This is a genomic window from Achromobacter pulmonis (assembly GCF_021733725.1).
Taxonomy (GTDB): domain Bacteria; phylum Pseudomonadota; class Gammaproteobacteria; order Burkholderiales; family Burkholderiaceae_B; genus Achromobacter; species Achromobacter pulmonis.
Window position 1 is genome coordinate 480148 of sequence record NZ_JAIFOT010000001.1, and the last position, 24751, is coordinate 504898.

15 protein-coding genes are annotated in these 24751 nt (G+C 68.3%); 6 read left to right on the plus strand and 9 right to left on the minus strand.

Features of this window, described 5'->3' with window-relative positions; genetic code table 11:
* Nucleotides 1-17: 17 nt before the first annotated feature.
* From K2W61_RS02235 to axyZ, 3 genes are all read right to left on the minus strand, one after another.
* Nucleotides 18-1520 carry an ABC transporter substrate-binding protein gene (locus tag K2W61_RS02235; protein ID WP_175131392.1) on the minus strand — a complete coding sequence of 501 codons (1503 nt, stop codon included), beginning with the start codon at nucleotides 1518-1520 and terminating at the stop codon, nucleotides 18-20.
* 260 nt (nucleotides 1521-1780) lie between these two features.
* Entirely contained in the window at nucleotides 1781-2677 is an 897-nt protein-coding gene (locus tag K2W61_RS02240) for a LysR family transcriptional regulator (protein ID WP_175131391.1), read from the minus strand.
* Nucleotides 2678-2708: 31 nt separating this feature from the next.
* On the minus strand, nucleotides 2709-3347 hold the full coding sequence (gene axyZ / locus K2W61_RS02245) for a multidrug efflux transcriptional repressor AxyZ (RefSeq protein WP_175140892.1): 639 nt from the start codon (nucleotides 3345-3347) through the stop codon (nucleotides 2709-2711).
* 233 nt (nucleotides 3348-3580) lie between these two features.
* On the opposite strand from axyZ, the gene K2W61_RS02250 reads away from it, so the two are divergent.
* Genes K2W61_RS02250 through oprZ form a run of 3 tightly spaced genes read left to right on the plus strand, consistent with a single transcriptional unit; the run spans nucleotide 3581 to nucleotide 9288 of the window.
* Nucleotides 3581-4756 (plus strand): MexX/AxyX family multidrug efflux RND transporter periplasmic adaptor subunit, encoded by a 1176-nt coding sequence (locus tag K2W61_RS02250; RefSeq protein ID WP_175140893.1) that lies wholly within the window; start codon nucleotides 3581-3583, stop codon nucleotides 4754-4756.
* A gap of 6 nt (nucleotides 4757-4762) precedes the next feature.
* Nucleotides 4763-7900 carry a multidrug efflux RND transporter permease subunit AxyY gene (gene axyY, locus K2W61_RS02255; protein ID WP_175140894.1) on the plus strand — a complete coding sequence of 1046 codons (3138 nt, stop codon included), beginning with the start codon at nucleotides 4763-4765 and terminating at the stop codon, nucleotides 7898-7900.
* Complete coding sequence (gene oprZ, locus K2W61_RS02260) at nucleotides 7897-9288, plus strand: multidrug efflux RND transporter outer membrane subunit OprZ (RefSeq protein WP_175131388.1); 1392 nt, start codon at nucleotides 7897-7899, stop codon at nucleotides 9286-9288. Before axyY ends, oprZ begins: the two co-directional genes overlap by 4 nt.
* A 41-nt stretch (nucleotides 9289-9329) precedes the next feature.
* Here oprZ and K2W61_RS02265 read toward each other — a convergent pair whose 3' ends face one another.
* The 6 genes from K2W61_RS02265 to K2W61_RS02290 form a co-directional block, all read right to left on the minus strand.
* Nucleotides 9330-9992 (minus strand): helix-turn-helix transcriptional regulator, encoded by a 663-nt coding sequence (locus K2W61_RS02265; RefSeq protein WP_236754993.1) that lies wholly within the window; start codon nucleotides 9990-9992, stop codon nucleotides 9330-9332.
* Between the two features lie 25 nt (nucleotides 9993-10017).
* Nucleotides 10018-11448, minus strand: coding sequence for an efflux transporter outer membrane subunit (locus K2W61_RS02270; RefSeq protein WP_175131386.1), 1431 nt, complete (start codon nucleotides 11446-11448; stop codon nucleotides 10018-10020).
* A gap of 10 nt (nucleotides 11449-11458) precedes the next feature.
* The gene (locus K2W61_RS02275) at nucleotides 11459-14578 is read right to left on the minus strand and encodes a MexW/MexI family multidrug efflux RND transporter permease subunit (RefSeq protein WP_236754994.1); all 3120 of its coding nucleotides are present in this window, start codon (nucleotides 14576-14578) and stop codon (nucleotides 11459-11461) included.
* Between the two features lie 16 nt (nucleotides 14579-14594).
* Nucleotides 14595-15725 (minus strand): efflux RND transporter periplasmic adaptor subunit, encoded by a 1131-nt coding sequence (locus K2W61_RS02280; RefSeq protein ID WP_236754995.1) that lies wholly within the window; start codon nucleotides 15723-15725, stop codon nucleotides 14595-14597.
* A gap of 191 nt (nucleotides 15726-15916) precedes the next feature.
* Complete coding sequence (locus K2W61_RS02285) at nucleotides 15917-17887, minus strand: BCCT family transporter (RefSeq protein ID WP_175131383.1); 1971 nt, start codon at nucleotides 17885-17887, stop codon at nucleotides 15917-15919.
* A gap of 167 nt (nucleotides 17888-18054) precedes the next feature.
* Nucleotides 18055-18678, minus strand: coding sequence for a TetR/AcrR family transcriptional regulator (locus tag K2W61_RS02290; protein ID WP_175140900.1), 624 nt, complete (start codon nucleotides 18676-18678; stop codon nucleotides 18055-18057).
* Nucleotides 18679-18937: 259 nt separating this feature from the next.
* Here K2W61_RS02290 and K2W61_RS02295 point away from each other — a divergent pair, with 259 nt between their 5' ends.
* Genes K2W61_RS02295 through K2W61_RS02305 form a run of 3 tightly spaced genes read left to right on the plus strand, consistent with a single transcriptional unit; the run spans nucleotide 18938 to nucleotide 24686 of the window.
* Nucleotides 18938-20008, plus strand: coding sequence for an efflux RND transporter periplasmic adaptor subunit (locus K2W61_RS02295; RefSeq protein ID WP_236754996.1), 1071 nt, complete (start codon nucleotides 18938-18940; stop codon nucleotides 20006-20008).
* Nucleotides 20005-23178 carry an efflux RND transporter permease subunit gene (locus K2W61_RS02300; protein ID WP_236754997.1) on the plus strand — a complete coding sequence of 1058 codons (3174 nt, stop codon included), beginning with the start codon at nucleotides 20005-20007 and terminating at the stop codon, nucleotides 23176-23178. Before K2W61_RS02295 ends, K2W61_RS02300 begins: the two co-directional genes overlap by 4 nt.
* Nucleotides 23179-23180: 2 nt before the next feature.
* Entirely contained in the window at nucleotides 23181-24686 is a 1506-nt protein-coding gene (locus tag K2W61_RS02305) for an efflux transporter outer membrane subunit (RefSeq protein WP_236754998.1), read from the plus strand.
* Nucleotides 24687-24751: the final 65 nt, after the last annotated feature.

Genomic DNA, 24751 nt, shown 5'->3' on the forward strand with positions numbered 1-24751 from the left:
CGTGTCAGTCTTGATGCCTATTTCTTGGCGAGGCTGACGCCCTTGAGGCGGATCAGGCCATCGGGATACGGCACGAAGCCCTCCACCTTCTTCTGGGCGCCGAAGGTCCAGGGCAGGTAGAACAGGTAGATGATGGGGCGCTGCTCCTGCATCACCGACAGCACCTCGTCATACAGGGCGCGGCGCTTGGCGGGGTCGGACTCGGCGCGGGCCTCATTGAGCAGCTTGTCCGCCTGCGGGTCGCAGAACTTGCCGTCGTTCAGGTTGCCCTTGCAGCTCAGGTACTGGTGGATATTGCCGCTGGGGTCGACCCGGCCCGACCAGCCGTTCTGCCCCACTTCGAAATCGCCGCGGGCCAGCGACGCTTGCAGCGAGGCGAACTCGACCGGTCGCAAGGTGATGTCGAAGCCGGCGTCGGCGCCCATGGCCTGCACCAGTTCGAACACCTGTTGCATGGTGGTGTTGTTGCCGAAGGTGATCTCGAACTTGACGCGGTCGAAGCCCGCCTCCTTGAGCAGCGCCCGGGCCTTCTTGGGATCGCGGCCGGTGTGCTCGAACGACTTGTTGTAGGCGAAGCTGGCCGGCGGGAACGGCTGGTAAGCCGGCTGGTACTGGCCTTCGCCGATGACCTGGTTGAGCACGTCGCGGTCGATGGCCAGGTCGAGCGCCTGGCGCACGCGCTTGTCCTTGGCCAGGGGGTTGTTGGCGCGCGCGCCATTGCCCAGGTTGACCGAGATCGACTGGAAGCCCAGACCGGTGACCGGGGCCAGGCGCAGGTTGGCGTCGTCCTTGACCGCCTTGACGTCGCTGGGCGCCACGCGCTCGATGATGTCCAGGTCGCCGGCGCGCAGATTGTTCAGGCGCACGGTGTTGTCCGGGATCGGCGTGAACACCACGCGGTCAAAGTGATAGTTGGCGGCGTCCCAATACTTGGGAAATTTCTCCAGCACGATGCGGTCGTTCTGCACCCGTTCCTTGAACTGGTACGGGCCCGAGCAGACCGGCTTGCCGCCCGGGTCCTTGTCGAAGGAGGCGGGCGAGATCATCATGCCGGCGCGGTCGGACAACTGGGACAGCAGCGATGCATCGGGTTCGGAAAGGTGCAGCACCACGGTGCTGGCGTCGGGCGCGTCAACGCTGGCCACGGTGGCCAGTTCGCTCTTGCGGTTGCTGTCGGGCAGTGTGCGGGCGCGGTCGAGATTGGCCTTGACCGCCGCCGCATTGATCGGCGTGCCATCGTGGAACACGGCATCGGTGCGCAACTTGAAGGTCAGCGTCTTGTTGTCCGGGCTGGTGCTCCAGGACTGGGCCAGTTGCGGCACGAACTTCAGGTCGGGGGTGATGTCGACCAGCTTGTCGCACAGCGAGGCGAATACGATGCGGCCGACGAAGGTGCGGGCACGGGCCGGATCGAGCACGTCCGGGTCGTCCTGCAGGCCGATCCGCAAGGTCGATTGAGCCTGGGCCAGCCCGCTGGCCAACATTCCCGCCACGGCCATGGCGAGGCAAAGTTTACGCATGAATGATCTCCGTCGGTTCCGAAGGCCCGCTTCCCCGCGCGCCGGTGGCGCGCCGCCCGGCATCGAGGGAACAGCCCCCGGTCGTGCCGCATCGCCGGGTCCATCCCCCGTTGCGCACGTTCTTGTCGGATTCTGCGCCAGGCGCGCGCCGATTGTATAGAGCGATGGCCTTCGCCCCCCCGCGCCGCGCCCCCACCGACCGCCTTGCGGACAGGAGGGGCCGCCTAGGAGGGGCCGCCGAGGGGGGGACAGCCCCACCTTCAAGGCAGCCGGCAAGGCGCCGAGAAATCCACCGCCGCGCCAACCGCGGCACGCAGCTCGGCAACCAGCGGCCGGACATCATCGCGGCGGCACTGGAACGAATACGGCAGCGCCGCCGGCTCGGGGTCGCAGCGCAGCACCCGCAAACTGCCCTCGGCCTCCAGCGCCCGGGCCCAGTGGCGCGGCAGTAAGCCGACCCCGGTCCCCTCGATCAGCAGACCGGCGATGGCGCCCCAGTTGTTGCAGCACAGGCGCTCGCCCGCGCCGCCACGCCCGGCGAGCGAATCATCGATGATGCGGGTGGTGCCGGCGCCAGCCGGCAGGGTCACCAGCGGCAACCGGGCCAGCAATTCGGGCGACATCGCGGTGGCGCCATCCAGCACGGACGGCGCCGCGGCCCAGGCGAATGCCGCCTCGCCGATCGGCGTGGAAGCAATGCCGGGACGCGACGACCGGCCCGCGATGACGGCGAAGTCCAGTTCGCCATCGGCGACCCGTTGCTCCAGCACCTGGCCGATGTCCACATAAGGCTCCAACACCAGATCGGGATAGGCGGCGCGCACCACGCCGATCAGGCGGGGCAGCCAGGTCAGCGCGGTCAGCTCGCCCACGCCGAAGCGGCAGCGGCCGCGCAGGCTCGGGGTTTCGGTCATGGAGGCGCGGATCTGGTCGGCCGCGGCGAGCAGTTCGCGCGCCTGTGGCAGCAGCCGCTGGCCGGCGTCGGTCAGCACCGCCTTGTGGCCGCTGCGGTCGAACAGCAGTTGGCCGAGCGTTTCCTCGAGTTCGGCGATGCGCTTGGACAGCGACGACACCGACAGGTGCAGGCGCTCGGCCGCCACGGCGAAACTGGCGCAGGTGGCGGCCCAGTAGAAGGCTTCGAGTTGCTTGAGGGTCATGCCCGGATTGTAGGGGCACGAACCGGGCGCGCTACACGGCCAGCGGCGTCCTCAGTTGCGGCGACAGCCGCAGCGTGTCGATGGCGGCGCGGAGCATGCGCTCGACGCGCGGCCAGATATCGCCCTTGAGGCGATCGGACCAGCAGATGGTGCCAAACACGCCCTCGACCAGGGAGTGCAGATAGATATTGGACAGGCGCACGTCCAGGGCCGGCGGCAGGTCGGCGCGGCTGACGGCGGCGCGCAGCAGTTTTTCGGAAGTGCGCAGGGCGTGGCGTTCCCACAGATCGCGGCGGCGCAACAGCGGCGCATTCTCGTCACTGCGCTCGCATTTCAGGTAGAGAATCTCCAGCACGCGCTGCACCGAGCCTTCCTCGGCATAAATCTGCACGTACTGGCGCATCGACGCATAGAGCGCTTCGAGCGCCTCGCCCTCGGTGGAGACCCGGGTCAGCGACACCGCCTCGCCCAGGGCGCGGTCGCACATGGCGATACAGACGTCGATCTTGTTCCTGTAATGGCCGTAGACGGCGCCCCGCGACACGCCCGCGAAGTCGGCGATATCGCTCATCGTGGTGCTGGCCACCCCTTTGGACAGGAACACGTGCTCGGCGGCGTCCAGGATGCGATCGCGGGTGCGTTGGGATTCTTCTTTCGTCTTGCGGGCCATACAAAGATCTCCTTGTAGAAATGGGTTGAACGGATGGACATGAAAACGGCGGCCCGCCTTGCGGGGGCCGCCGTCTGCGCACTGTAAAAAAGTATGCAGCCGCCAGCATACTTTTGAACAAAACAATTAATCAAGCGTGACGGATTAAATGATAGACTGCGTTCCCCACAGGGAAAACCCGCGCACGTTCCCTCCTCGCCCGCCATGGGCACCCCCACAATAACTTCTAAAAAATGTCGCACCGAGTCCCACTAAGAACGCTCGCATTCGCATCCGTATTGCTTCTTGTTTCAGCTTGTTCGAAGCCGGAAACACCGGAAGCCGCCAAGGCGCCCGCCGCAATCGGCATCATCGTGGCCAAGCCCACCCCCACCACCGTTGCCAGCGAACTGCCTGGCCGGCTGGAGCCCTATCGCGAAGCCGAAGTCCGCGCGCGCGTGGCCGGCATCGTCATTCAGCGCCTGTACGACGAGGGCCAGGAGGTGGCGCGCGGCGCGCCGCTGTTCCAGATCGATCCGGCGCCACTGCAAGCGGCCTACGATTCCCAAGCCGCCGCCCTGGCCAGAGCCCAGGCCAACCTGTCGGCCGCGGCCGACAAGTTGCGCCGCTACGCCGACCTGGTGTCGGACCGCGCCATCAGCGAACGCGATCACGCCGAGAGCGTGGCCGAGGAACGCCAGGCGCGCGCCGAGGTGGCGCTGGCCAAGGCCAATCTGCAAAGTGCCAGGCTGCGGCTGGCGTACGCGCGCGTCACCTCGCCGATCGACGGCCGCGCGCGGCGCGCGCTGGTCACCGAGGGCGCGCTGGTGGGCGAAGGCCAGGCCACGCCGCTGACGGTGGTGCAGCAGCTCGATCCGATCTACGTCAACTTCGCGCAGCCGGCGGCCGAGGTCATGCAGTTGCGCAAGCAGATCCGTGCCGGCGCGCTGGAAGGCGTCGCGCCCGACAAGATGCGGGTGCGCCTGCTGCTGCCGGACGGCTCGGAGTACGGCCAGGGCGGCACGCTGTCGTTCGCCGACCTGGCGGTCGACCCGGGCACCGACAACGTGACCATGCGCGCACTGTTCGCCAACCCCGACCGCACGCTGCTGCCGGGCATGTATGTGCGGGTGCGGCTGGAGCAGGCCGTCAACCGCGACACCTATCTGGTGCCGCGCGATGCCCTGTTGCGCAATGCCGGCGGCGCCCATCTGCTGGTGGCGGGGGACGACGGCGAACTGCGCAGCGTGCCGGTCACCGCGCAGCGTCTGCTGGGCCCGAACTGGGTCGTCACCGAGGGACTGCAAGGCGGCGAACGCGTGGTGGTGGAAAACGCCGCGCAGTTGGCCCCCGGCCAGAAAATCAAACCGGTCGAGCGGGCCGCGCCAAGCGCGCCCGCGGCGACCGGGGAAAAACAAGCAAAAAGGTAAACCGCCATGGCGCGTTTCTTTATCGATCGCCCCGTCTTCGCGTGGGTGATCTCCCTGCTGATCGCGCTGGTCGGCGTGTTGTCGATCCGCGCGCTGCCGGTGGCGCAGTATCCGGACATCGCGCCGCCCGTAGTGAATATCGGCGCCAGCTATCCGGGCGCCTCGGCCAAGGTGGTCGAGGAAGCCGTCACCGCCATCATCGAACGCGAGATGAACGGCGCTCCGGGGCTGATGTACACCGCTTCCAGCAGCGATTCCACCGGTTGGGCCAGCATCAACCTGACCTTCAAGCAGGGCACCAACCCCGACATCGCGGCAGTGGAAGTGCAGAACCGCCTGAAGGCGGTCGAGCCGCGCCTGCCCGAATCGGTGCGGCGCGACGGCGTGCGGGTGGAAAAGGCGGCCGACAACATCCAGCTGGTGGTGTCGCTGAAGTCGGACGGCAGCCTGGACGACATGCAACTGGGCGAACTGGCCGCCTCCAACGTACTGCAGGCGCTGCGGCGGGTCGAAGGCGTGGGCAAGGTGCAGTCGTTCGGCGCGGAAGCGGCGATGCGCATCTGGCCCGATCCGGTCAAGCTCACCGCCCTGTCGCTGACGCCGGGGGACATCGTCTCGGCCCTGCGCAGCCACAACGCGCGTGTCACCATCGGCGAGCTGGGCAACCAGGCCGTGCCAAAGGATGCGCCGCTGAACGCCAGCATCGTCGCGGGCGAATCGCTGCATACGCCGGAACAGTTCGCCAACATCCCGCTGCGCGCGCAACCCGATGGCGCCACGCTGCGCCTGAAGGACGTGGCGCGGGTGGAACTGGGCGGCACCGACTACATGTACCTGTCGCGCGTCAACGGCATGACCGGCACCGGCCTGGGCATCAAGCTGGCGCCGGGTTCGAACGCGGTCGAGACCACCCGCCGCATCCGCGAGACCATGCGCGAGCTGGCCCAGTACTTCCCGCCGGGCGTGAGCTGGGACATTCCGTATGAAACCTCCACTTTCGTCGAGATCTCGATCAAGAAGGTGCTGATGACCCTGCTGGAAGCGGTGGCGCTGGTGTTCTGCGTGATGTATCTGTTCATGCAGAACCTGCGCGCCACGCTGATCCCGACGCTGGTGGTGCCGGTGGCGCTGCTGGGCACGCTGGGGGTGATGCTGGGGCTGGGCTATTCGATCAACGTGCTGACGATGTTCGGCATGGTGCTGGCCATCGGCATCCTGGTGGACGATGCCATCGTGGTGGTCGAGAACGTCGAGCGCATCATGGCCGAAGAAGGCCTGTCGCCGCATGACGCCACGGTCAAGGCCATGGGCCAGATCAGCGGCGCCATCGTCGGCATCACGGTGGTGCTGGTGTCGGTGTTCGTGCCGATGGCATTCTTCGACGGCGCGGTGGGTAACATCTACCGCCAGTTCGCCGTGACGCTGGCGGTGTCCATCGCCTTCTCGGCCTTCCTGGCGCTGTCGCTGACGCCGGCGCTGTGCGCCAGCCTGCTCAAGCCGGTCCCGGCCGGTCACCACGAAAAGCGCGGTTTCTTCGGCGGGTTCAACCGCGCCTTCGCGCGCCTGACCACGCGCTACACGGCGCAGGTGGCCGGCGTGCTGGCGCGGCCACTGCGCTTCGGACTGGCCTACGCGCTGGTGATCGGCGTGGCCGCGCTGCTGTTCGCGCGCTTGCCCTCATCGTTCCTGCCTGACGAAGACCAGGGCAGCTTCATGGCCATGGTGATCCTGCCGCAAGGCTCGCCGCAGGCCGAGACCATGGCCGTGGTCAAGGATGTCGAGCGCTACATGATGGAGCATGAGCCGGTGCAGTACGTGTACTCGGTCAACGGCTTCAGCCAGTACGGCAGCGGCCCGAACTCGGCCATGTTCTTCGTCACGCTCAAGGACTGGAAGGAGCGGCGCGACCCGGCGTTGCAGGTGGACGCAGTGGTCAAGCGCATCAACGAGGTCTTTGCCGCGCGCAAGAACCTGATGGTGTTCGCGCTCAACTCGCCGCCGTTGCCCGATCTGGGCTCGACCTCGGGCTTCGACTTGCGCCTGCAGGACCGCGGCGGGGTCGGTTATGAAGCGCTGACGCGGGCGCGCCAGCAACTGCTGGCCAAGGCGGCGGAACATCCGGCGCTGACGGACGTGGTGTTCGCCGGCCAGCAAGAAGCGCCGCAACTGCAGCTGCACGTCGACCGTGACAAGGCGCAGGCCATGGGCGTGCCGATCGACGAGATCAACACCGCGCTGGCAGTGATGTACGGCTCGGACTACATCGGCGACTTCATGCTCAACGGGCAGGTACGGCGCGTGACGGTGCAGGCCGATGGCAAACGTCGCGTGGACCTGGATGACATCTCGCGCCTGCACGTGCGCAACCTGCAAGGCCAGATGGTGCCGCTGTCGGCCTTCACGACCTTGAAGTGGTCAATGGGACCGCCGCAGTTGAACCGCTACAACGGCTTTCCGTCATTTACCATCAACGGCTCGGCGGCGCCGGGCCACAGCAGCGGCGAAGCCATGCGCGCCATGGAGGCGCTGGCGGCCGAGCTGCCGCGCGGCATCGGCTTCGACTGGTCAGGCCAGTCGTACGAAGAGCGGCTGTCGGGCAACCAGGCGCCGGTGCTGTTCGCGCTATCGGTACTGATTGTGTTCCTGGCGCTGGCGGCCCTGTACGAAAGCTGGTCGATTCCGCTGGCGGTGATCCTGGTGGTGCCGCTGGGCGTGATCGGCGCGCTGCTGGGGGTAACCGTGCGCGGCATGCCGAACGACATCTACTTCAAGGTCGGCCTGATCGCCACCATCGGCCTGTCGGCCAAGAACGCGATCCTGATCGTGGAAGTGGCCAAGGACCTGGTGCGCGACGGCCAGGGCGTGCTGTCGGCCACGCTGGAGGCCGCGCGGCTGCGGCTGCGGCCGATCGTGATGACCTCGCTGGCTTTCGGCGTGGGCGTGCTGCCGCTGGCGCTGGCCAGCGGCGCCGCGTCCGGCGCGCAGGCCGCCATCGGCACCGGCGTGCTCGGCGGAATCATCACCGCCACTGTGCTGGCGGTGTTCCTGGTGCCGCTGTTCTTTCTCATCGTGGGGCGCATGGTCGGCATGCGCGCCCGCCCCGCGCGCCCCGCAGGCCGCGAAACGCTGGAGACGACGCCATGAAAACCGTGGCAATGACCTTGCTGGCGCTGGCCCTGTCCGGCTGCTCGCTGGCGCCGACCCATGAGCGCCCCGCGGCGCCGGTGCCGGCGCAGTACGACACGCCGGCACTGCCCGGCCAGGCCGCCGCGCCACAGGACTGGCGCGCCTATTTCAACGACCCGGCGCTGCAGGCCTGGATCGCGGCCGCGCTGGCCAACAACCGCGACCTGCGGGTGGCGGCGCTGCGCATCGAGGAGGCGCGCGCGCTGTACGGCGTGCAGCAGTCCGAACGCCTGCCGGCCATCGACGCCAGCGGCGAATTCAGCCGCGGCCGCGCGGCCGAGCCCGGCCAGCCGCGCATGCCGGTGGCCAACCGCTACCGCGCGGCTGTCGGCATCACCGCCTTCGAGCTGGATTTCTTCGGCCGGGTCAGGAGCCTGTCGGACGCCGCGTTGGCGCGCTATCTGGCCAGTGAAGAAGCCCACCGCGCCGCCACGCTGGCGCTGGTGGCGGAGACGGCGACGGCCTACTTCAACCAGCGCTCGCTGGCCGAGCAACTGCGCCTGACCGCCGACACGCTGGCATTGCGCGAGACCACGTTGACATTGACCCAGCGCCGCTACGACGCCGGGCTGGAGACGGCCATCGGCCTGCGCACCGCGCAGATGCTGGTGGAGAGTTCGCGCGCCACGCTCGCCGCGCTGACCCGCGAGGCCAACCTGGCGCGGCATGCGCTGGGCCTGCTGGCGGGCGATTTCGCGCTGCCGGTCGGTGTCGATGCCACGCCGCTGGAAAGCCAGGCCCTGACGCCGCTGGCCGCTGGCCTGCCGTCCGAACTGCTGGCCCGCCGCCCCGACCTGCGCCAGGCGGAACAGGCGCTGCGCGCGGCCAACGCCGACATCGGCGCGGCGCGCGCGGCGTTCTTCCCGTCGGTGCAACTGACCACCGACATTGGCACCACCGCCGACCGCTTCTCGGATCTGTTCAGCGGCGGCAGCGGCGGCTGGAGTTTCGCGCCGCGCCTGACGCTGCCGATCTTCAACGCCGGCCGCAACCGCGCCAACCTGTCGTTGGCCGAGACCCGCAAGCACATCGCGGTGGCGCAGTACGAAGGCAGCATCCAGGCGGCGTTCCGCGATGTGGCCGACGCCTTGTCGGCGCGCGATGCGCTGCGCGACCAGATCGCGGCCCAGCGCAAAGTGCGCGACGCCGACCGCGAACGCCAGCGGTTGGCCGAGCGACGCTATGCGCGCGGGGTGGCGAACTACCTGGAGATGCTGGAGGCACAGCGCAGCCTGTTCGAGTCGGAACAGGAATACATCCGGCTGCAGCAGCGCCGGCTGGTCAACGCGGTGGAGCTGTACAAGGCGCTGGGGGGCTGGGACGACGGTTCATCGCCGGCATCCTGACGCAAGGCCGACCTCGCGGCGATGCCGGGCGCGCCGCAAGGTCAGGCGCGCGCGCTGATGCGGTAGGCGCAGCGGCGCGCGCCCAGCAGGATGTGCTCTTCGCGCTCGACCCGCACATCCTGGCCCAGCACCTGCTGGAACAGCGCCAGCTCGCTGCGGCAAAAGCCCATACAGGCCTGGGCCGCCGCGCAGATGGGACAGTGGTTCTCGATGAACAGGAAGTCATCGCCGTCACGGCGCATCTCGGCCATGTAGCCTTCGGCCGAGCGCACCCGCACCAGTTGCTCGAGCCGCTGCGGCAGGTCCCGGGCGTCGGCCAATGCCTGCAGGTAGTTGGCCCGCATGGCCGCCTCGCGCGCCAGGATCAGCTTGTCCACGCCTTCTTCGCCGAACACCTGACGCGCGGCGTTGATCATCTGCACCGTCATGTCGGCGTGCGTGTCGGGAAAACGGTGCTGGCCGGCCTCGGTCAGGAACCAGATCTGGGTGGGCCGGCCGCGCCCCGCGCTGCGGCTTTCCGAATCCACCAACCCGTCCGCGTGCAGGCGCGTCATCTGCTGGCGCACCGCCTCGGCCGTGACGTCGAGCGCCTTGGCGATGACCGCGACCGATTGCGGGCCGCGCGTTTTGAGCGCCATGAGCACGCGGTCCGCCGGCTGGTGCGGCTGCCAGGAAATAGGGTGGGACAGGAGGTCGTCGGACATGGAAGGTCGGTAAGGCGCTAAGCCCCTATGGTGCCACGAACGGCGCCTCCCAGCCGCCGCCCAGCGCCTTGTAGAGCGCGACCAGGCTGGTATAGGAGGCCGTTTCGGCCACCGCCACCGCGTCCTGCGCCCGCAGCTGCGTGCGCTGCGCGTCCAGCACCGTCAGGTAGGGCGCGCTGCCTTCGCGGTAGCGCAGGCGCGCCAGTTCCGCCGCGCGGCCGCTGTAGGCGGCCGCCTGTGCCAGGCTGCCCAGCCGCTGCTGGGTCTGGCCGTACTGCGTCAGCGCCCCCTCCAGTTCCTCGACCGCCTGCAGCACGGTCTGCTCGTAGCGCGCCACCTCGCCCTGCGAACGCGCCTGCGCCGCCCGCTTGCGCGCCTGCGCGGTGGGCAGGTGGAAGGCCGGCCAGTTGACGCCGGGCGCCACGCTGAAGGCGCGGCTGGAGGCGCTGCCGAAGTCGGCGCCGCGCAGAGCCACGAAACCGAGGAAGCCGCCCAGGTCGATGCGCGGATACAGTTCCGCCGTGGCCACGCCCACGTCGGCATTGGCCGCCGCCATGTTGCGCTCGGCCGCCCGCACGTCGGGACGGCGCGCCAGCAAGGCGCCGACGTCGCCGATCGGCAGGCGCGCCGCCAGCGGCGGCTGCGGCGTGGCCGCGTCCAGCTCGCCCAGCTCCACCGGCCGCAGCCCGGCCAGCACCGCGAGGCGGTACCGCGCCAGGCGCCGCGCGGTTTCCTGCAGCGGCACGCTGGCCTGCACCGTTTCCAACTCGGCGCGGGCGCTGGCCAGGTCGCCCTCGTCGCCGCGGCCGGCCGACACCATGGCCTGGATCACACGCAGGCTGTCGCGCTGGCTGTCCAGGTTGGCGCGCGCCACCGCCAGGCGTTGTTCGGCGCCGCGCAGTTCAAAGTAGTTGCGCGCCACCTCGGCCACCACCACGATGCGGGCCTGCGCCAAGTCGGCCGCCTGGGCCTCGCTGCGCGCGGCCGCGCCTTCGGCGGCGCGGCGCAGGCGGCCGAACAGGTCGATCTCCCAGGTGGCGTCAAAGCCCGCGCGGTAGCTCTTGGCCAGGTTGCGCTCGCCCGTCACGCCGGGGTTGGCCTGCGACAGGCTGCGCTCGAAGCGCCCGCCCAGCGTGACGGTGGGGAACTGGTCGAGTTCCTTCTCGTCCAGCGCCGCGCGCGACTCGGCCAGGCGGGCCTGGGCGATGCGGATGTCGTGGTTGCGTTGCAGCGCCAGGGTGACCAGGCGGTCCAGCTGCGGGTCCTGCAACTGCTTCCACCAATCCTGCTGCACGCGGTCGGTGGAGAACAGCGCCTGCTCGGGGCTGGCCAGCGCCACCGGCGCGGCCCGCGGCTTCCGGTAGTCGGGGCCGACGGCGCAGCCGGCGGTAGCCAGCACGGCCAGCAGCACCGTGGCGCCACGGCGCAGGCGTTGGGACAGATCGGGATGTTTCATGGTCGGCTCCTCAGTGCGTTGCGGCGGGGCGCGGCGCGGCGGCCGACCGCGCGTCCTCGGCCTGCGCCTGCGCCAGCTCGCGGGCGCGCGGCGTGTCGTTGGCGGCGCGGTGGTCGCGCGCCAGCAAGGTGTAGACGGTGGGCAGCACGAACAGCGTGAAGAGCGTGCCGACCAGCATGCCGACCACGATCACCAGGCCCAGGCTGTAGCGGCTGTGGGCGCCGGCGCCGCTGGCGAACAGCAGCGGGATCAGGCCCACCACCATGGCGGCGGTAGTCATCAGGATCGGACGCAGGCGGATGCGGGCGGCGTGCTCCATGGCGCCGCGCCGGTCCAGGCCATGGCTGATCTGCATCTCGTTGGCGAATTCCACCATCAGGATGCCGTGCTTGCTGATCAGCCCGATCAGCGTCACCAGGCCAATCTGCGTGTAGATGTTGATGGTCGCCATGCCCAGCGCCAGCGGGATCAACGCGCCGCAGATCGACAGCGGCACGCTCACCAGAATGATGAACGGGTCGCGCAGGCTTTCGTACTGCGCCGCCAGCACCAGGTAGATGACGATGATGGCGAAGATGAAGGTGATCATCAGCGCCGAGCCTTCCTGGCTGAACTGACGCGCGTCCGATTGCCAGTCGTAGCTGAAGCCGGCCGGCAACTGCTGCGCCTGGCGCGTCAGGAACTGCACCGCATCGCCCATGGTCACGCCGGGCATCAGGATGGCCTGGAAGGTAGCCGCGTTGAGCTGGTTGAATTGGGTCAGCTTGTTGGGCTCCACGCCCATCGACACCGACACGATGTTCGACAGCGGCACCTGCGCGCCGCTGGCGCTCTTGACGTAATACCGCGCCAGCGATTCGGGAGAGATGCGGTGCGCGGGCAGGCTCTGCGGGATCACGTCGTACGAGCGGCCGTCCATGCCGAAACGATTGATGTAGTTCTCGCCCACCAGCACCGCCAGCGTGTCGCCCACCGCCCTCATGGTGACCCCCAGGCTGTTGGCCTTGGCGCGGTCCACCTTCAGCTGCACCACCGGGTTGTTGTAGTCCAGGTCACTGTCGACCACCATGAACAGGCCGCTGGCGCGCGCCGCCTGCTTCAGGTTTTCCATGGCCTCGTACACCACCGGGTAGTCGGCCGCGCTCATGATGACCATCTGCACCGGCAGGCCGCCGGTCGAGCCCGGCAGCGGCGGCAGCTGGAAGGCGAAGATATTGCTGCCCTCGATCTGGTTGACCATTGATTGCATGTCGGCCTGGATCTGGTCGGCCGAGCGCTTGCGCTCGCGCCAGTCGACGAAGTCCACGCCGCCGATGCTATTGGATACGCCGTCCGAGCCGTTGATGAGCCAGCGGCCCTTCTGCTCGGGCAGCGTCGCCATCACATCGTCCCACTGCTTGCCGAATTTCTCGACGTAGTCGATGTTGGCGTGCTGCGGCGATTTGATCGCGGTGAGCACGGTGGACTGGTCCTCGACCGGCGCCAGTTCGCGCTGGGCGGCGTTGTACAGGAACGGCAAACTGGCCATCACCCCCACCGCCACCAGGCCGGTGACCCAGCGATGATGCAGCGACACGTCCAGCAACCGGCCGTAGGCGTCGCCCAAGCGGGCAAAGAAGTGTTCGGCGCGGCGCGCCATCCGGCCTTCGGACACCTGGCTGTCGAGCAGGAACGAACTCATTACCGGCGACAGCGTCAGCGCGATCACCCCTGACACCACCACCGCCCCCGCCAGCGTGAAGGCGAACTCCTTGAACAAGGAACCGGTCAGGCCGCCCATGAGGCCGATCGGCGCATACACCGCCGCCAGCGTGATGGTCATGGCGATGACCGGGCCCGCCACTTCGCGCGCGCCGATCAGAGCCGCGCGCACCGGCGACTTGCCCTCTTCGATATGGCGGTGCACGTTCTCGACCACCACGATGGCGTCGTCCACCACCAGACCGATGGCCAGCACCATGGCCAGCAACGTCAGCAGGTTCACGCTGAAGCCGAACAGCGCCATGATGGCTGCGCCGCCCAGCATCGACAGCGGAATGGTGACCACCGGAATCAGCACCGCGCGCAACGAACCGAGACACAGGAAGATCACCGCCACCACGATGACGACGGCCTCCATCAGCGTGTGCACCACGCCGTCGATCGACGCGCTGATGAAGCGCGCCAGCTCGAACGGCACCTGCACGCTGGTGCCGGGCGGCAGGTTCTGCTTGATGCCGGGCAGCAACTCGTTCAGGCGCTTGACGATCACCAGCGGGTTGCCGACCGGCGTGGCATTCAGGCCGAAGTACACGGCAGGCTCGCCGTCCATCAGGCCGCTGGAGTCGGTCGAGGCCGCGCCCAGTTCGACAGTGGCTACGTCGCCCAGGCGCACGATGGCGTCGCCTTCACGCTTGATGACCATGTCGCGGAACTCGGCCACGTTGACCAGGTCGGTGTTGACCTTGATGTTGGCCACCACGTACAGGCCCTTAGCCTGCCCGGGCGCGGCCTGCACGTTGTTCTGGCGCAGGGCCTCGGCCAGCTCGCCGGCCGAGATGCCGCGCGCGGCCAGCCGGTCTGGGTCGAGCCAGACCCGCATCGCCAGCTTCTGGCCGCCGTACAGTTCCACGCTGGCCACGCCGTCGATCGACGATAGTTGCGGCTGCACCACGCGCGACAGGTAGTCGGTCAGCGCCGGCAGCGACATGGTCGAGCTGGAAAAGCCCACATAGGCCACGGCCGTCGCCTCGCCGGCCGACTTGACCAGCACCGGGTCGTAGGCGTCCTGCGGCAAGCGATATTTGACTTCGTTGACCTTGGCCATGACCTCGGTCATGGCCTTATTGGAATCGGCGTTGAGCTTCATGCGCACCGTGATCACGCTGCGGCCCTGGGTCGAGGACGAAGACAGGTAGTCGATGCCTTCGACGGTGGCGACGGACTGCGCGATCGGCTGGGTGACGAAGCCCTGCATCAGGTCGGGCGAAGCGCCCGGGTACTGCGTGGTGATGGTGATGGTGGTGCTTTCGGTCAGCGGGTACTGGCGGATCGGCAGGCCGCTCAGGGCGCGCAGCCCGAGCAACAGCAGCAGCGTGCTGACCACCAGCGCCAGCACCGGCCGGCGCACGAACAGGTCGGTGAATTTCATGATCGGCTCCGCGGGCTCAGCGGGCTTGCGCCACGGATGGCGCCGCGGCGTCCAGCGCCACGGTGTCCTGGGTGCTGATCTCGACGGCCGCGCCGTTGTGCAGGCGCAGTTGGCCCGAGGTCACCACGCGGTCGCCGGGCTTGAGGCCCTTGGTCACCACCACCCGGCCGCGCACGCGCTCGGCGGTCTGCACATAGGCCTGGGTCACGGTGGGCGGCGCCGACGCATCACCGGCCTTGGGCGGCGTCACCACATAGACCGAATCGCCATAGGCGCTGTAGCTGATGGCGGTTTCCGGCACGGTCAGCACGCCCGGCCGCGGCGGCAGCACCACCTGGCCGTGGGCGAACATGCCCGCCGCCAGGGCGCCGTCGGCATTGGCCAGCGTGGCCTGTACCCGCACGGTGCGCGTGCCTGGATCGACCTGCGGTTCGATGGTGGTGACGGCGCCGTCAAACACCCGGCCGGCATGGGCATCGACCGTCACGGTGACCGGCTGGCCGGAGCGCAGGACGCCCAGCGCCTGCTCCGGCAACGTGATGTTGGCGTAGACACTGGCCGCATCGGTCAGCGACACCAGCGGATCGCCGGCGCGGGCGAACTGGCCCAGGTTGACGCGACGCACGCCCAGCACGCCGTCGAACGGCGCCTTGACGCGCTTCTGGTCGATCAGCGCCTGGATCCGCTTGATCTCGCCGATGGCCTGGTCGTAGTCGGCCTGGGCCTGCTCCAGTTGTTCGCGGGTGGCGGCCTGTTGCGGCACCAGGCGGCGGGTGCGCTCCAGCAAGGCGCGCGCGTTCCTGGCCTGGGCCTGCAGGCGCGCCAGTTCGCCCTGCTCGGGCGCGTCGTTCAGTTGCACCAGCAATTGGCCGGCGCGCACCCGCTCGCCCGGCGTGAACAGGATCCGCGCCACGCGGCCATCGGCTTCGGCCGACACCAGCACCTGACGCGTCGCCTCGAGCGTGGCGATGCCCGACAGCGCCACCGGAAAGTCCGCCTGCTGCACGGGCGCGACCGCCACCTTGGCCGGGGCCATGGCCCAGCCGCCCTGTTGCTCGCCGCGGCCGAATTTCCAATACAGCCCGCCGCCCCCTATCACCGCCAGGGCCAGCAGCCCCGCCGCCCACGCGCCCGATTTCGACTTCATGATTCTCTCGCCATTTATCAAAGTAACGGCTTGGATAATCCTTGAAAAATCAGACGAAGTCAAAAAACCTAAAGTAATGTTGAGGATTGAGAAAGCCTATCGGTGGCAAATGGCCAAAAAAAACCGCCAGCAAATGCCGGCGGTTCGGGCAACAACAGGCTGGCGCGGGGCCAGTCCCGGGAAAGTCCGTCCTAGGTGCGGACCATGTGCAGGTAATGGCGATGCCGCTCGTACTGATCGAGGATGTCGCCGATGACGGCATCACGGCTCCAGCCCATGATGTCGTAATCCTGCCCGCCCTCACGCAAGTGGACCTCGGCGCGGAAGTACTTGCGCTCTTCCTCGTCGGCGGCCTCTTCGGGCGTCAGGCTGGGGCGCACGAAGGCCTGCGGCCGCACCGAGTAGAAGAAGTCCAGGTGTTCGCCGTGGTTGACTTCGAGCATGATGTCGCCCTCGCCTTCGCCTTCCTTGACCACGACCGCGTAGCCTTGCTTGCGCAGCTCGTCCGCCACATCCTCCAGCGCCGGCTGCACCACGTCGGCAATGAAGCGCATCACATGGGCCCGCCGCGGCATCATCACCATGTTGCGCAGGCGCCGCTCCCAGGATTGACCGCCGCGCGCCGGGCGCGACAGCGTCAGCGATTGAAACCGGATGCCGCGCTTGGTCGCATCCAGCTTGAGCGCCTTGAACAGCCCCCACAGCGACAACAGCAGGATCACGGAAAATGGCAGGGCGCTGGCGATGGTCGCGGTCTGCAGCGCGGTCAAGCCATCGGCCAGCAACAGCGCGATGGCCACCGCGCCCATCAGCAACGACCAGAAGATGCGCTGCCATACCGGCGTGCGGTCGGAACCGCCAGAGGCCAGCAGATCCACCACCAGCGCGCCGGAGTCGGCTGACGTCACGAAGAACACCGCGACCATGGCGATCGCCACCAGCGAAATCACGCCGCTCCATGGCAATTGCTCGAAAAAGGCGAACAGGGCCAGTGAACTGTCGCCCTGCACCGTCTGCGCGAAATCCTTGAGGCCATCGACCAGGATGAGATGGATGGCGGTATCGCCGAACACCGTCATCCAGAACAGGGTGAAGCCGGCGGGCACCAGCAGCACGCCGCTGACGAATTCGCGAATGGTGCGGCCGCGCGAAATACGGGCGATGAACAGCCCCACGAACGGCGACCAGGCGATCCACCAGCCCCAATAGAACAGGGTCCAGCCGCCGATCCAATCGGTCGGCTCGTAGGCATACAGGTTGAAGGTCTTGTTGACGATGTCCGAGAGATAGGCGCCAGTATTCTGTACAAAGGTCTGCAGCAGGAATACGGTGGGGCCGACCACCAGCACGAACATCAGCAGCACGGCGGCCAGCACCAGATTGGTCTCGGACAGGATACGGATGCCCTTGTCCAGCCCGCTCGCCACCGACAGCGTCGCCAGGCCACAAGTGACGATGATCAGGATGATCTGCGTCGGCACCCCCACCGGCACGCCGAACAGATGATTCAGGCCGCTGTTGATCTGCGCCACGCCCAGTCCCAGCGACGTCGCGACGCCCAGCACGGTGCCGAGGATGGCGAAGATGTCGACCGCGTGCCCTATCGGGCCGTAGATGCGATTGCCGATCAGCGGATACAGCGCGGAGCGCAAGGTCAGCGGCAGGCCATGACGGTAGCTGAAGAACGCCAGGATCAAGGCCACGATGGCATAGATCGCCCAGGCGTGCAGCCCCCAATGGAAGAAGGTGATCTTCATCGCCTCGCGGGCGGCGATGGCATTGCCGCCCGCGCCGACCGGCGGCGACATGAAGTGCATGACCGGTTCGGCCACGCCGAAGAACATCAGGCCGATGCCCATGCCGGCCGAGAACAGCATGGCGAACCAGGTGAAATTGCGGTAGTCGGGTTCGCTGTGGTCCGGTCCCAGCTTGATGTCGCCGTAGCGGCTGACGGCCAATAACACCACCGACAACAGGATGATGGCGACGACCAGGATATAGAACCAGCTGGCATTGCCCAGGATCCAGGCCTGGACTGACTCGAACAGACTCTGCGCGGCCTTGGGCGCGCTGATCGCGAAACCCACCAGCAACAGCGTGAACACCGCCGCCGGATAGAAAACCGGGCGATTGATGGTGGGTGGTCGGGTTTCTGAAGACATGCTGCCGCTCCTTTCGCCCGAGGGATACCAAAGGCTGCGGCGCTGGCCCCCTCAGTCCAGCCGGCGCGCCGCATCATTACTAACATGTTGTGGGCGGCCATGACAACAATGGCCGCCAGTGCCGCCGCCGCGCAAGGCGGTCATGGGCCCATGGCTGACGCCCGGCGCTAGCCGGAATCGCGGTCGCCGAACACCACGCGGCGGAAGAATCCCGCCAGTACCGCTTCGGTCGTTTCCGCCGGCACACCCTGCGGATCGAAGGCGAAGCTGAACTGCATGCCATCGGACAGCGCCAGCAGGCCGATGGCCAGCTCTCGGGCCGGCAGCGGCAAAGGCGTGCCGACGAGCAGCGAAAACTGGCGGATGTACTCAGTGGTGGCGTCGCGCAATTCGCCCATGCAGGCGATGAAGCCCACCCGGAATTCGGGATCGCGCGCCGCCTGCAGCTTGGCTTCCATCCACAACAGAAAGCACTCGTTGTCGCGGAAGTGACTGCTGTAGTAACGCAGCACGCTCTCTTCCATCTGCTCGCGGCTTTCACCGCCTTCGAAAATGGCGCGCATGTCGCCCATCACGTTCTCGTGATCGCGCTTGAGCAGTTGCAGGAAAAGTTCGGATTTGCTGGAGAAATTGGAATAGAAAGCGCCGCGGGTATAGCCGGCCAGTTCGGCGATGTCCTCGACGCTGGCGGCGACGAAACCCTTGGCCAGGAAGATCGATTGCGCGGCATCGAGCAGACGCTGGCGCGTCTGGTCACGGCTTTGCTCTCGCGTAAGGCGGACTTTTGACATGGGCCGATTCTAGCATCGGCCACTATTTCAGATTCATTCTTGTATCTGAATACATATATGAATTAGAATCCATCGCGTATTTGATCGCCCGAGTACGACATCGCTGTCCGCCGTACTCCCTGCCTTCTTCCCTGCCCGCGTCGCGAGGTGTTTCGTGAATCTTCCTGGTCTTTGCGCGTCCGCCGTCGCGCGCAATCCCGCCGCCCGCGCGGCACACTCCCCGTCGCCTCCGCGCGGCGCCCGGCCCGTCCTGGCCTTGATGCTGGCCCTGGCACTGGCCGGCTGCGGCAGCCAAGAGGCCGAAGCGCCTGCGCCGCGCCCCGTGGTCGCCATGCCCGCCCAGGCCGACGCCGCGCTGCCGGCCTGGATCCTGCCGGGAGAGGTGCAGGCGCGCTACAGCACGCCACTGTCGTTCCGCGTGGGCGGCAAGATCATCGAACGCACGGTACGGCTGGGCGATCGCGTCGCGCCCGGCCAGGTAGTCGCCAAGCTCGATCCCGCCGACGCCGCCAAGAACGCGGCCAGCGCCCGCGCACAGTTGGCCGCGGCCCGGCACCAACTGGACTACGCCAGGCAACAACTCGATCGCGATCGCGCCCAGGCCAGGGAGAACCTGATCGCCGCCAATCAGCTCGAACAGACCCGCAACGCCTATGCCTCGGCCCTGGCGCAGCGCGACCAGGCGGCGCAACAGGCCGCGCTGGCGGCCGACCAGCTCAACTACACCACCCTGACGGCCGGCCATGCGGGCGTCATCACCGCCGAACAGGCCGACACCGGCCAGAACGTGGCAGCCGGGCAGGCGGTCTACAACCTGGCCTGGTCGGGCGAGGTCGACGCGCTATGCGACGTGCCCGAAAGCGTGCTGGCCGGCCTGGCCGTCGGCCAGCGCGCCACCGTCACGCTGGCGCCACTGCCCGGCAAGACCTTCAGCGCCGTGCTGCGCGAGATCGCGCCGGCCGCCGATCCGCAGAGCCGCACCTACCGCGCCAAGCTGACGCTGGAATCGCCCCCGCCCGAACTGCGCCTGGGCATGACCGCCAGCATCAGCTTCGACAATCGCCAGGCCAACGGCGCCACCACCTACACGGTGCCGGCGACCGCGCTGTTCCATGACGGCACCGAACCGGCCGTCTGGGTCATCAAGCCGCAGGAAGACACGCTGGAACTGCGCCGCGTGCAGGTGCTGCGCTACGACGCCCGCAGCGTCACCCTGTCGCAGGGCGTGCAGGCCGGCGAGCGCGTGGTATGGCAGGGCGTGCATGCCGTGTCGGCCGGCGAGAAAGTCCGCGCGGTGCCGCCGCTGCACCCCGAGGACTTCGCCTCATGAGCGCGCCCGTTCCTGACAATCAAGGCGCGTCGCCGCGGCACGAGGAAGGCCGGTTCAACCTGTCGGCCTGGGCGCTGCGGCACCAGCCACTGGTGATTTTCCTGATCACGCTGGTGACGCTGTTCGGCGTGCTGTCGTATTCGCGCCTGGCGCAGTCGGAAGACCCGCCCTTCACCTTTCGCGTGATGGTGGTCAAGACCCTTTGGCCCGGCGCCACGGCGCAACAGATGCAGGAGCAGGTCACCGACCGCATCGCCAGGACGCTGCAGGAAGCGCCCTCGACCGACTTCCTGCGCAGCTACTCTCGCCCCGACGAATCGCTGATCTTCTTCACCATGAAGGACTCGGCGCCGGCCAGCGAGGTAGCCGATGAGTGGTACCAGGTGCGCAAGAAGGTCGGCGACATGGCCGCCACCCTGCCGCAAGGCGTGCAGGGACCGTTCTTCAATGACGAATTCGGCGACGTCTACACCAACATCTACACGCTGGCGGGCGACGGCTTTTCGCCCGCGCAACTGCGCGACTATGCCGACAGCCTGCGCACCGTGCTGCTACGGGTGCCGGGCGTGGCCAAGGTCGACTACTTCGGCGAGCAGCCCGAACACGTCTACATCGAGATCAGCAACGCCCAGCTGACACGGCTGGGGGTGTCGCCGCAGCAGATCGCCCAGGCCATCAACAGCCAGAACGCGGTGGCCAGCGCCGGCACCCTGACCACCGCCGACGACCGCGTGTTCGTGCGTCCCAGCGGTCAGTTCCAGGATATCCGCGCGCTGGCCGAGACGCTGATCCGCGTCGATGGCAAGTCGATCCGGCTGGGCGACATCGCCACCATCCACCGCGGCTACGATGATCCCCCCATCGAGCAGATGCGCGCGGGCGGCCAGCCGGTGCTGGGCATCGGCATCACCATGCAGCCGGGCCGCGACGTGGTGCATCTTGGAAAGGCGCTGGACGCCAAGTTCGGCGAACTCAAGGCCCGTTTGCCAGCCGGCCTGACGCTGACCGAAGTGTCGAGCATGCCCAAGGCGGTGTCGTTCTCGGTGGACGAGTTCCTGCGCTCGGTGGCCGAGGCCGTGGCCATCGTGCTGATCGTCAGCCTGGTGTCGCTGGGCCTGCGCACCGGCATGGTGGTGGTGATCTCGATTCCGGTGGTGCTGGCGGTGACGGCGCTGTTCATGGACCTGTTCGGCATCGGCCTGCACAAGGTCTCGCTGGGCACATTGGTGCTGGCGCTGGGTCTGCTGGTGGACGACGCCATCATCGCGGTCGAGATGATGGCGGTGAAACTGGAACAGGGCTGGAGCCGCGCGCGCGCCGCCGCCTTCGCCTACACCAGCACCGCCTTCCCCATGCTGACGGGTACGCTGGTGACGGTGGCGGGCTTCCTGCCGATCGCGCTGGCCAAGTCCAGCACCGGCGAATACACCCGCTCGATCTTCCAGGTGTCGGCCATCGCGCTGATCACCTCGTGGTTCGCCGCGGTGGTGCTGATCCCGCTGTTGGGCTACCGCATGCTGCCCGAGCGCAAGCGCGAGGCGCACCTGCCCGACGACCACGAGCACGACATCTACGACACCCGCTTCTACCGGCGCCTGCGCGGCTGGGTCGCGTGGTGCGTGGACCGCCGCTGGCGCGTGCTGCTGGCGACGCTGCTGGTGTTCATCGTGGCGATGGCCGGATTCCGGCTGGTGCCGCAGCAGTTCTTCCCCAGCTCGGACCGCACCGAGCTGCTGGTGGACGTGCGGCTGCAGGAAGGCGCCTCGTTCGCGGCCACGCTGCGCCAGGTTGAACGGCTTGAAAAGGTGCTGGCGGGCCGGCCCGAGATCGCCCATTCGGTGAGCTTCGTCGGTACCGGCGCGCCGCGCTTCTACCTGCCGCTGGACCAGCAGCTGGCCACGCCCAACTTCGCCCAGATCGTCATCACCGCCAATTCGGTGGAGGACCGCGACAAGCTGGCACACTGGCTGGAACCGGTGCTGCGCGAGCAGTTCCCGGCGATCCGCAGCCGCCTGTCGCGGCTGGAGAACGGCCCGCCGGTGGGTTTCCAGGTCCAGTTCCGCGTCAGCGGCGACAAGATCCCCGAAGTGCGCCAGGTGGCCGAAAAGGTCGCCGCCGAGGTGCGCGCCGACAGCCGCGCGGTCAACGTGCAGTTCGACTGGGACGAGCCGTCCGAGCGTTCGGTGCGTTTCGATATCGACCAGCAGAAGGCGCGTGAGGTCGGCGTAAGTTCGAGCGACATTTCCAGCTTCCTGGCGCTGACGCTGTCGGGCTACACCGTGACGCAATACCGCGAACGCGACAAACTGATCAATGTCAGCCTGCGCGCGCCCGAACACGAGCGGATCGATCCGGGCCGCCTGGCGACCCTGGCCATGCCCACGCCCAACGGCCCGGTGCCACTGGGCAGCCTGGGCCAGGTGCGCTACGGCCTGGAGTACGGCGTGATCTGGGAACGCGACCGCCAACCCACCATCACGGTGCAGGCCGACGTCACCGCCGGCGCCCAAGGCATCGACGTCACCCATGCCATCGACCGCAAGCTGGACGCGCTGCGCGCCGGGCTGCCGGTGGGCTACCGCATCGAAGTCGGCGGCCCGGTCGAGGAAAGCGCCAAGGGCCAGTCGTCCATCAACGCGCAGATGCCCATCATGATTGTGGCGGTGCTGACGCTGCTGATGGTGCAGCTGCAGAGCTTCGCCCGCGTGCTGATGGTGGTGCTGACCGCGCCGCTCGGGCTGATCGGCGTGGTGGCCGCGCTGCTGCTGTTCGGCAAGCCGTTCGGCTTTGTCGCCATGCTGGGCGTGATCGCGATGTTCGGCATCATCATGCGCAACTCGGTGATCCTGGTCGACCAGATCGAGCAGGACATCGGCACCGGGCACAAGCGCATCGACGCCATCGTCGGCGCCACGGTGCGGCGCTTCCGCCCCATCACCCTGACGGCCGCGGCGGCGGTGCTGGCGCTGATCCCGCTGTTGCGCAGCAACTTCTTCGGCCCCATGGCCACCGCGCTGATGGGCGGCATCACCAGCGCCACGGTGCTGACGCTGTTCTTCCTGCCCGCGCTGTATGCCGCCTGGTTCCGTGTGCGCCACGACGAGCGCGAAACGCCCGAAGGCGTACCGCCCGGCGCCCACGCCGGCGACAACGTAGAACGAGGAGCCTGACGATGTCCCCCCGTCTCCCGACCCCGGCCTGGCGCCTGGGCACCCTGCCGCTGCTGCTGGCGCTGGGCGCCTGCGCCTTCGCCCCCGACGGCAGGCCACCGGCGATGGCGCAACCCGCGCAATATGGCGTCGAACCGCTGCCGGCCAACGGCGTCCCCGCCCAGGGCGTGGCGCAACGCTATGCGCGCGATGCCCACCCGGTGCCCGAGTGGTGGCAGCACTACGGTTCGGACGCGCTCAACGCCATGGTGCAGGAAGGTCTGGCCAACAGCCCCGACCTGGCCGCGGCCGAGCGCAACCTGGCTGGCGCCCGCGAGCAATTGCGCGGCCAGGTCAATGCCTCGCTGCTGCCATCGATCGACGCTGGCGCCGAGGGGTCGCGCAAGCGCGCGTTGACCATGCCGGAAATGCGCGACCCCACCGCGCTCTATAACGTCTTCACCGGACAGATCCAGGCCCGCTACGAGCTGGACCTGTTCGGCGCAGCGCGCTTCGAGAACCGCTCGGGCGCGGCGCAGGTGGCGCAGCAGGCGTTCCGGCTGGAGGCGGCGCGCCGTGCCCTGGCCGGCAATATCGTCACCGGCGCCATCACCTCGGCCTCGCTGGCCGAGCGCGTGGCCTTGACTGAAAAGCAAGTCGTGCTGGCACGCCGGGTGGCGCGCGACACGCAGCGCCGCTACGAACTGGGAGCGGCCTCGCAGAACGATGCTTTGCAGGCCGACCAGGATGCCGCCACGCTGGCGGCATCCCTGCCGGGACTGCGCGCGCAATGGCAGGCGACGCGCCATGCGCTGGCGGTGTTGATGGGCCGCACCCCGGACCAGGCCCCGCCTGACCTGGCCTTCGGCGCCCTGACCGTTCCGGCCGAAGTGCCGGTGCTGGTGCCCTCCGAATTGCTGGCGGCCCGCCCGGACATCCGAATCGCCGACGCCGCCCTGCAGGCCGCCGCGGCGGATGTCGGCATGACCACGGCGCGCTTGTTTCCCAGCCTGTCCTTGTCGGCCTCCATGGGCCAGGGCGGGTTCAACTGGCCGGCGGCGCTGTCCGGCGCGGGCTCGATCTGGGCGCTGGGCGCGTCCCTGACGCAGCCGATCTTCCACGGCGGGGCCTTGCTGGCCGAGCGCCGCGCCGCCAGGGAGCGTTATGCCGCCGCCACCCAGCAATACAAGCAGACCGTGCTGACCGCCTTCCGCGACGTGGCCGACACGCTGGCGCGGCTGGACGCGGACGGCCAGGCGCTGGCGTCGGCCGAGACATCGCGACGGGCCGCCGAGCAGTCGCACCGCAATACCGCCAACCGGGTGCGGCTGGGGGCGCTGCCCCCCTACGCCGCGCATGCCAGCGAACAGCATTACGTCGCGGCACGCGTGCGCGAGGTGGAATACGCCAACGCCCGCCTGACCGAGACGGCGGCGCTGTTCCAGGCGATGGGTTCACCGGTGCACGCGCCACAGGCGCCGGCGGGCGTCGACTCGGCCGCACCGTCCGCGCCTGGGCCGCAGCAATAGCGCGGCAAGGGCGCGGGTGATGGCGGCGCCCGCCAATTTTCGGAACGTGGTGTGGGTTGGAGCAA

Excerpts from the sequence above, each read along its gene's own strand:
- K2W61_RS02285 (WP_175131383.1), bottom strand. The coding sequence starts at position 17,887 with ATGTCTTCAGAAACCCGACCACCCACCATCAATCGCCCGGTTTTCTAT.
- axyY (WP_175140894.1), top strand. The coding sequence starts at position 4,763 with ATGGCGCGTTTCTTTATCGATCGCCCCGTCTTCGCGTGGGTGATCTCC.
- K2W61_RS02270 (WP_175131386.1), bottom strand. The coding sequence starts at position 11,448 with ATGAAACATCCCGATCTGTCCCAACGCCTGCGCCGTGGCGCCACGGTG.
- K2W61_RS02300 (WP_236754997.1), top strand. The coding sequence starts at position 20,005 with ATGAGCGCGCCCGTTCCTGACAATCAAGGCGCGTCGCCGCGGCACGAG.
- K2W61_RS02305 (WP_236754998.1), top strand. The coding sequence starts at position 23,181 with ATGTCCCCCCGTCTCCCGACCCCGGCCTGGCGCCTGGGCACCCTGCCG.
- oprZ (WP_175131388.1), top strand. The coding sequence starts at position 7,897 with ATGAAAACCGTGGCAATGACCTTGCTGGCGCTGGCCCTGTCCGGCTGC.
- K2W61_RS02275 (WP_236754994.1), bottom strand. The coding sequence starts at position 14,578 with ATGAAATTCACCGACCTGTTCGTGCGCCGGCCGGTGCTGGCGCTGGTG.
- K2W61_RS02265 (WP_236754993.1), bottom strand. The coding sequence starts at position 9,992 with ATGTCCGACGACCTCCTGTCCCACCCTATTTCCTGGCAGCCGCACCAG.
- K2W61_RS02290 (WP_175140900.1), bottom strand. The coding sequence starts at position 18,678 with ATGTCAAAAGTCCGCCTTACGCGAGAGCAAAGCCGTGACCAGACGCGC.
- K2W61_RS02240 (WP_175131391.1), bottom strand. The coding sequence starts at position 2,677 with ATGACCCTCAAGCAACTCGAAGCCTTCTACTGGGCCGCCACCTGCGCC.
- axyZ (WP_175140892.1), bottom strand. The coding sequence starts at position 3,347 with ATGGCCCGCAAGACGAAAGAAGAATCCCAACGCACCCGCGATCGCATC.
- K2W61_RS02250 (WP_175140893.1), top strand. The coding sequence starts at position 3,581 with ATGTCGCACCGAGTCCCACTAAGAACGCTCGCATTCGCATCCGTATTG.
- K2W61_RS02295 (WP_236754996.1), top strand. The coding sequence starts at position 18,938 with ATGCTGGCCCTGGCACTGGCCGGCTGCGGCAGCCAAGAGGCCGAAGCG.
- K2W61_RS02235 (WP_175131392.1), bottom strand. The coding sequence starts at position 1,520 with ATGCGTAAACTTTGCCTCGCCATGGCCGTGGCGGGAATGTTGGCCAGC.
- K2W61_RS02280 (WP_236754995.1), bottom strand. The coding sequence starts at position 15,725 with ATGAAGTCGAAATCGGGCGCGTGGGCGGCGGGGCTGCTGGCCCTGGCG.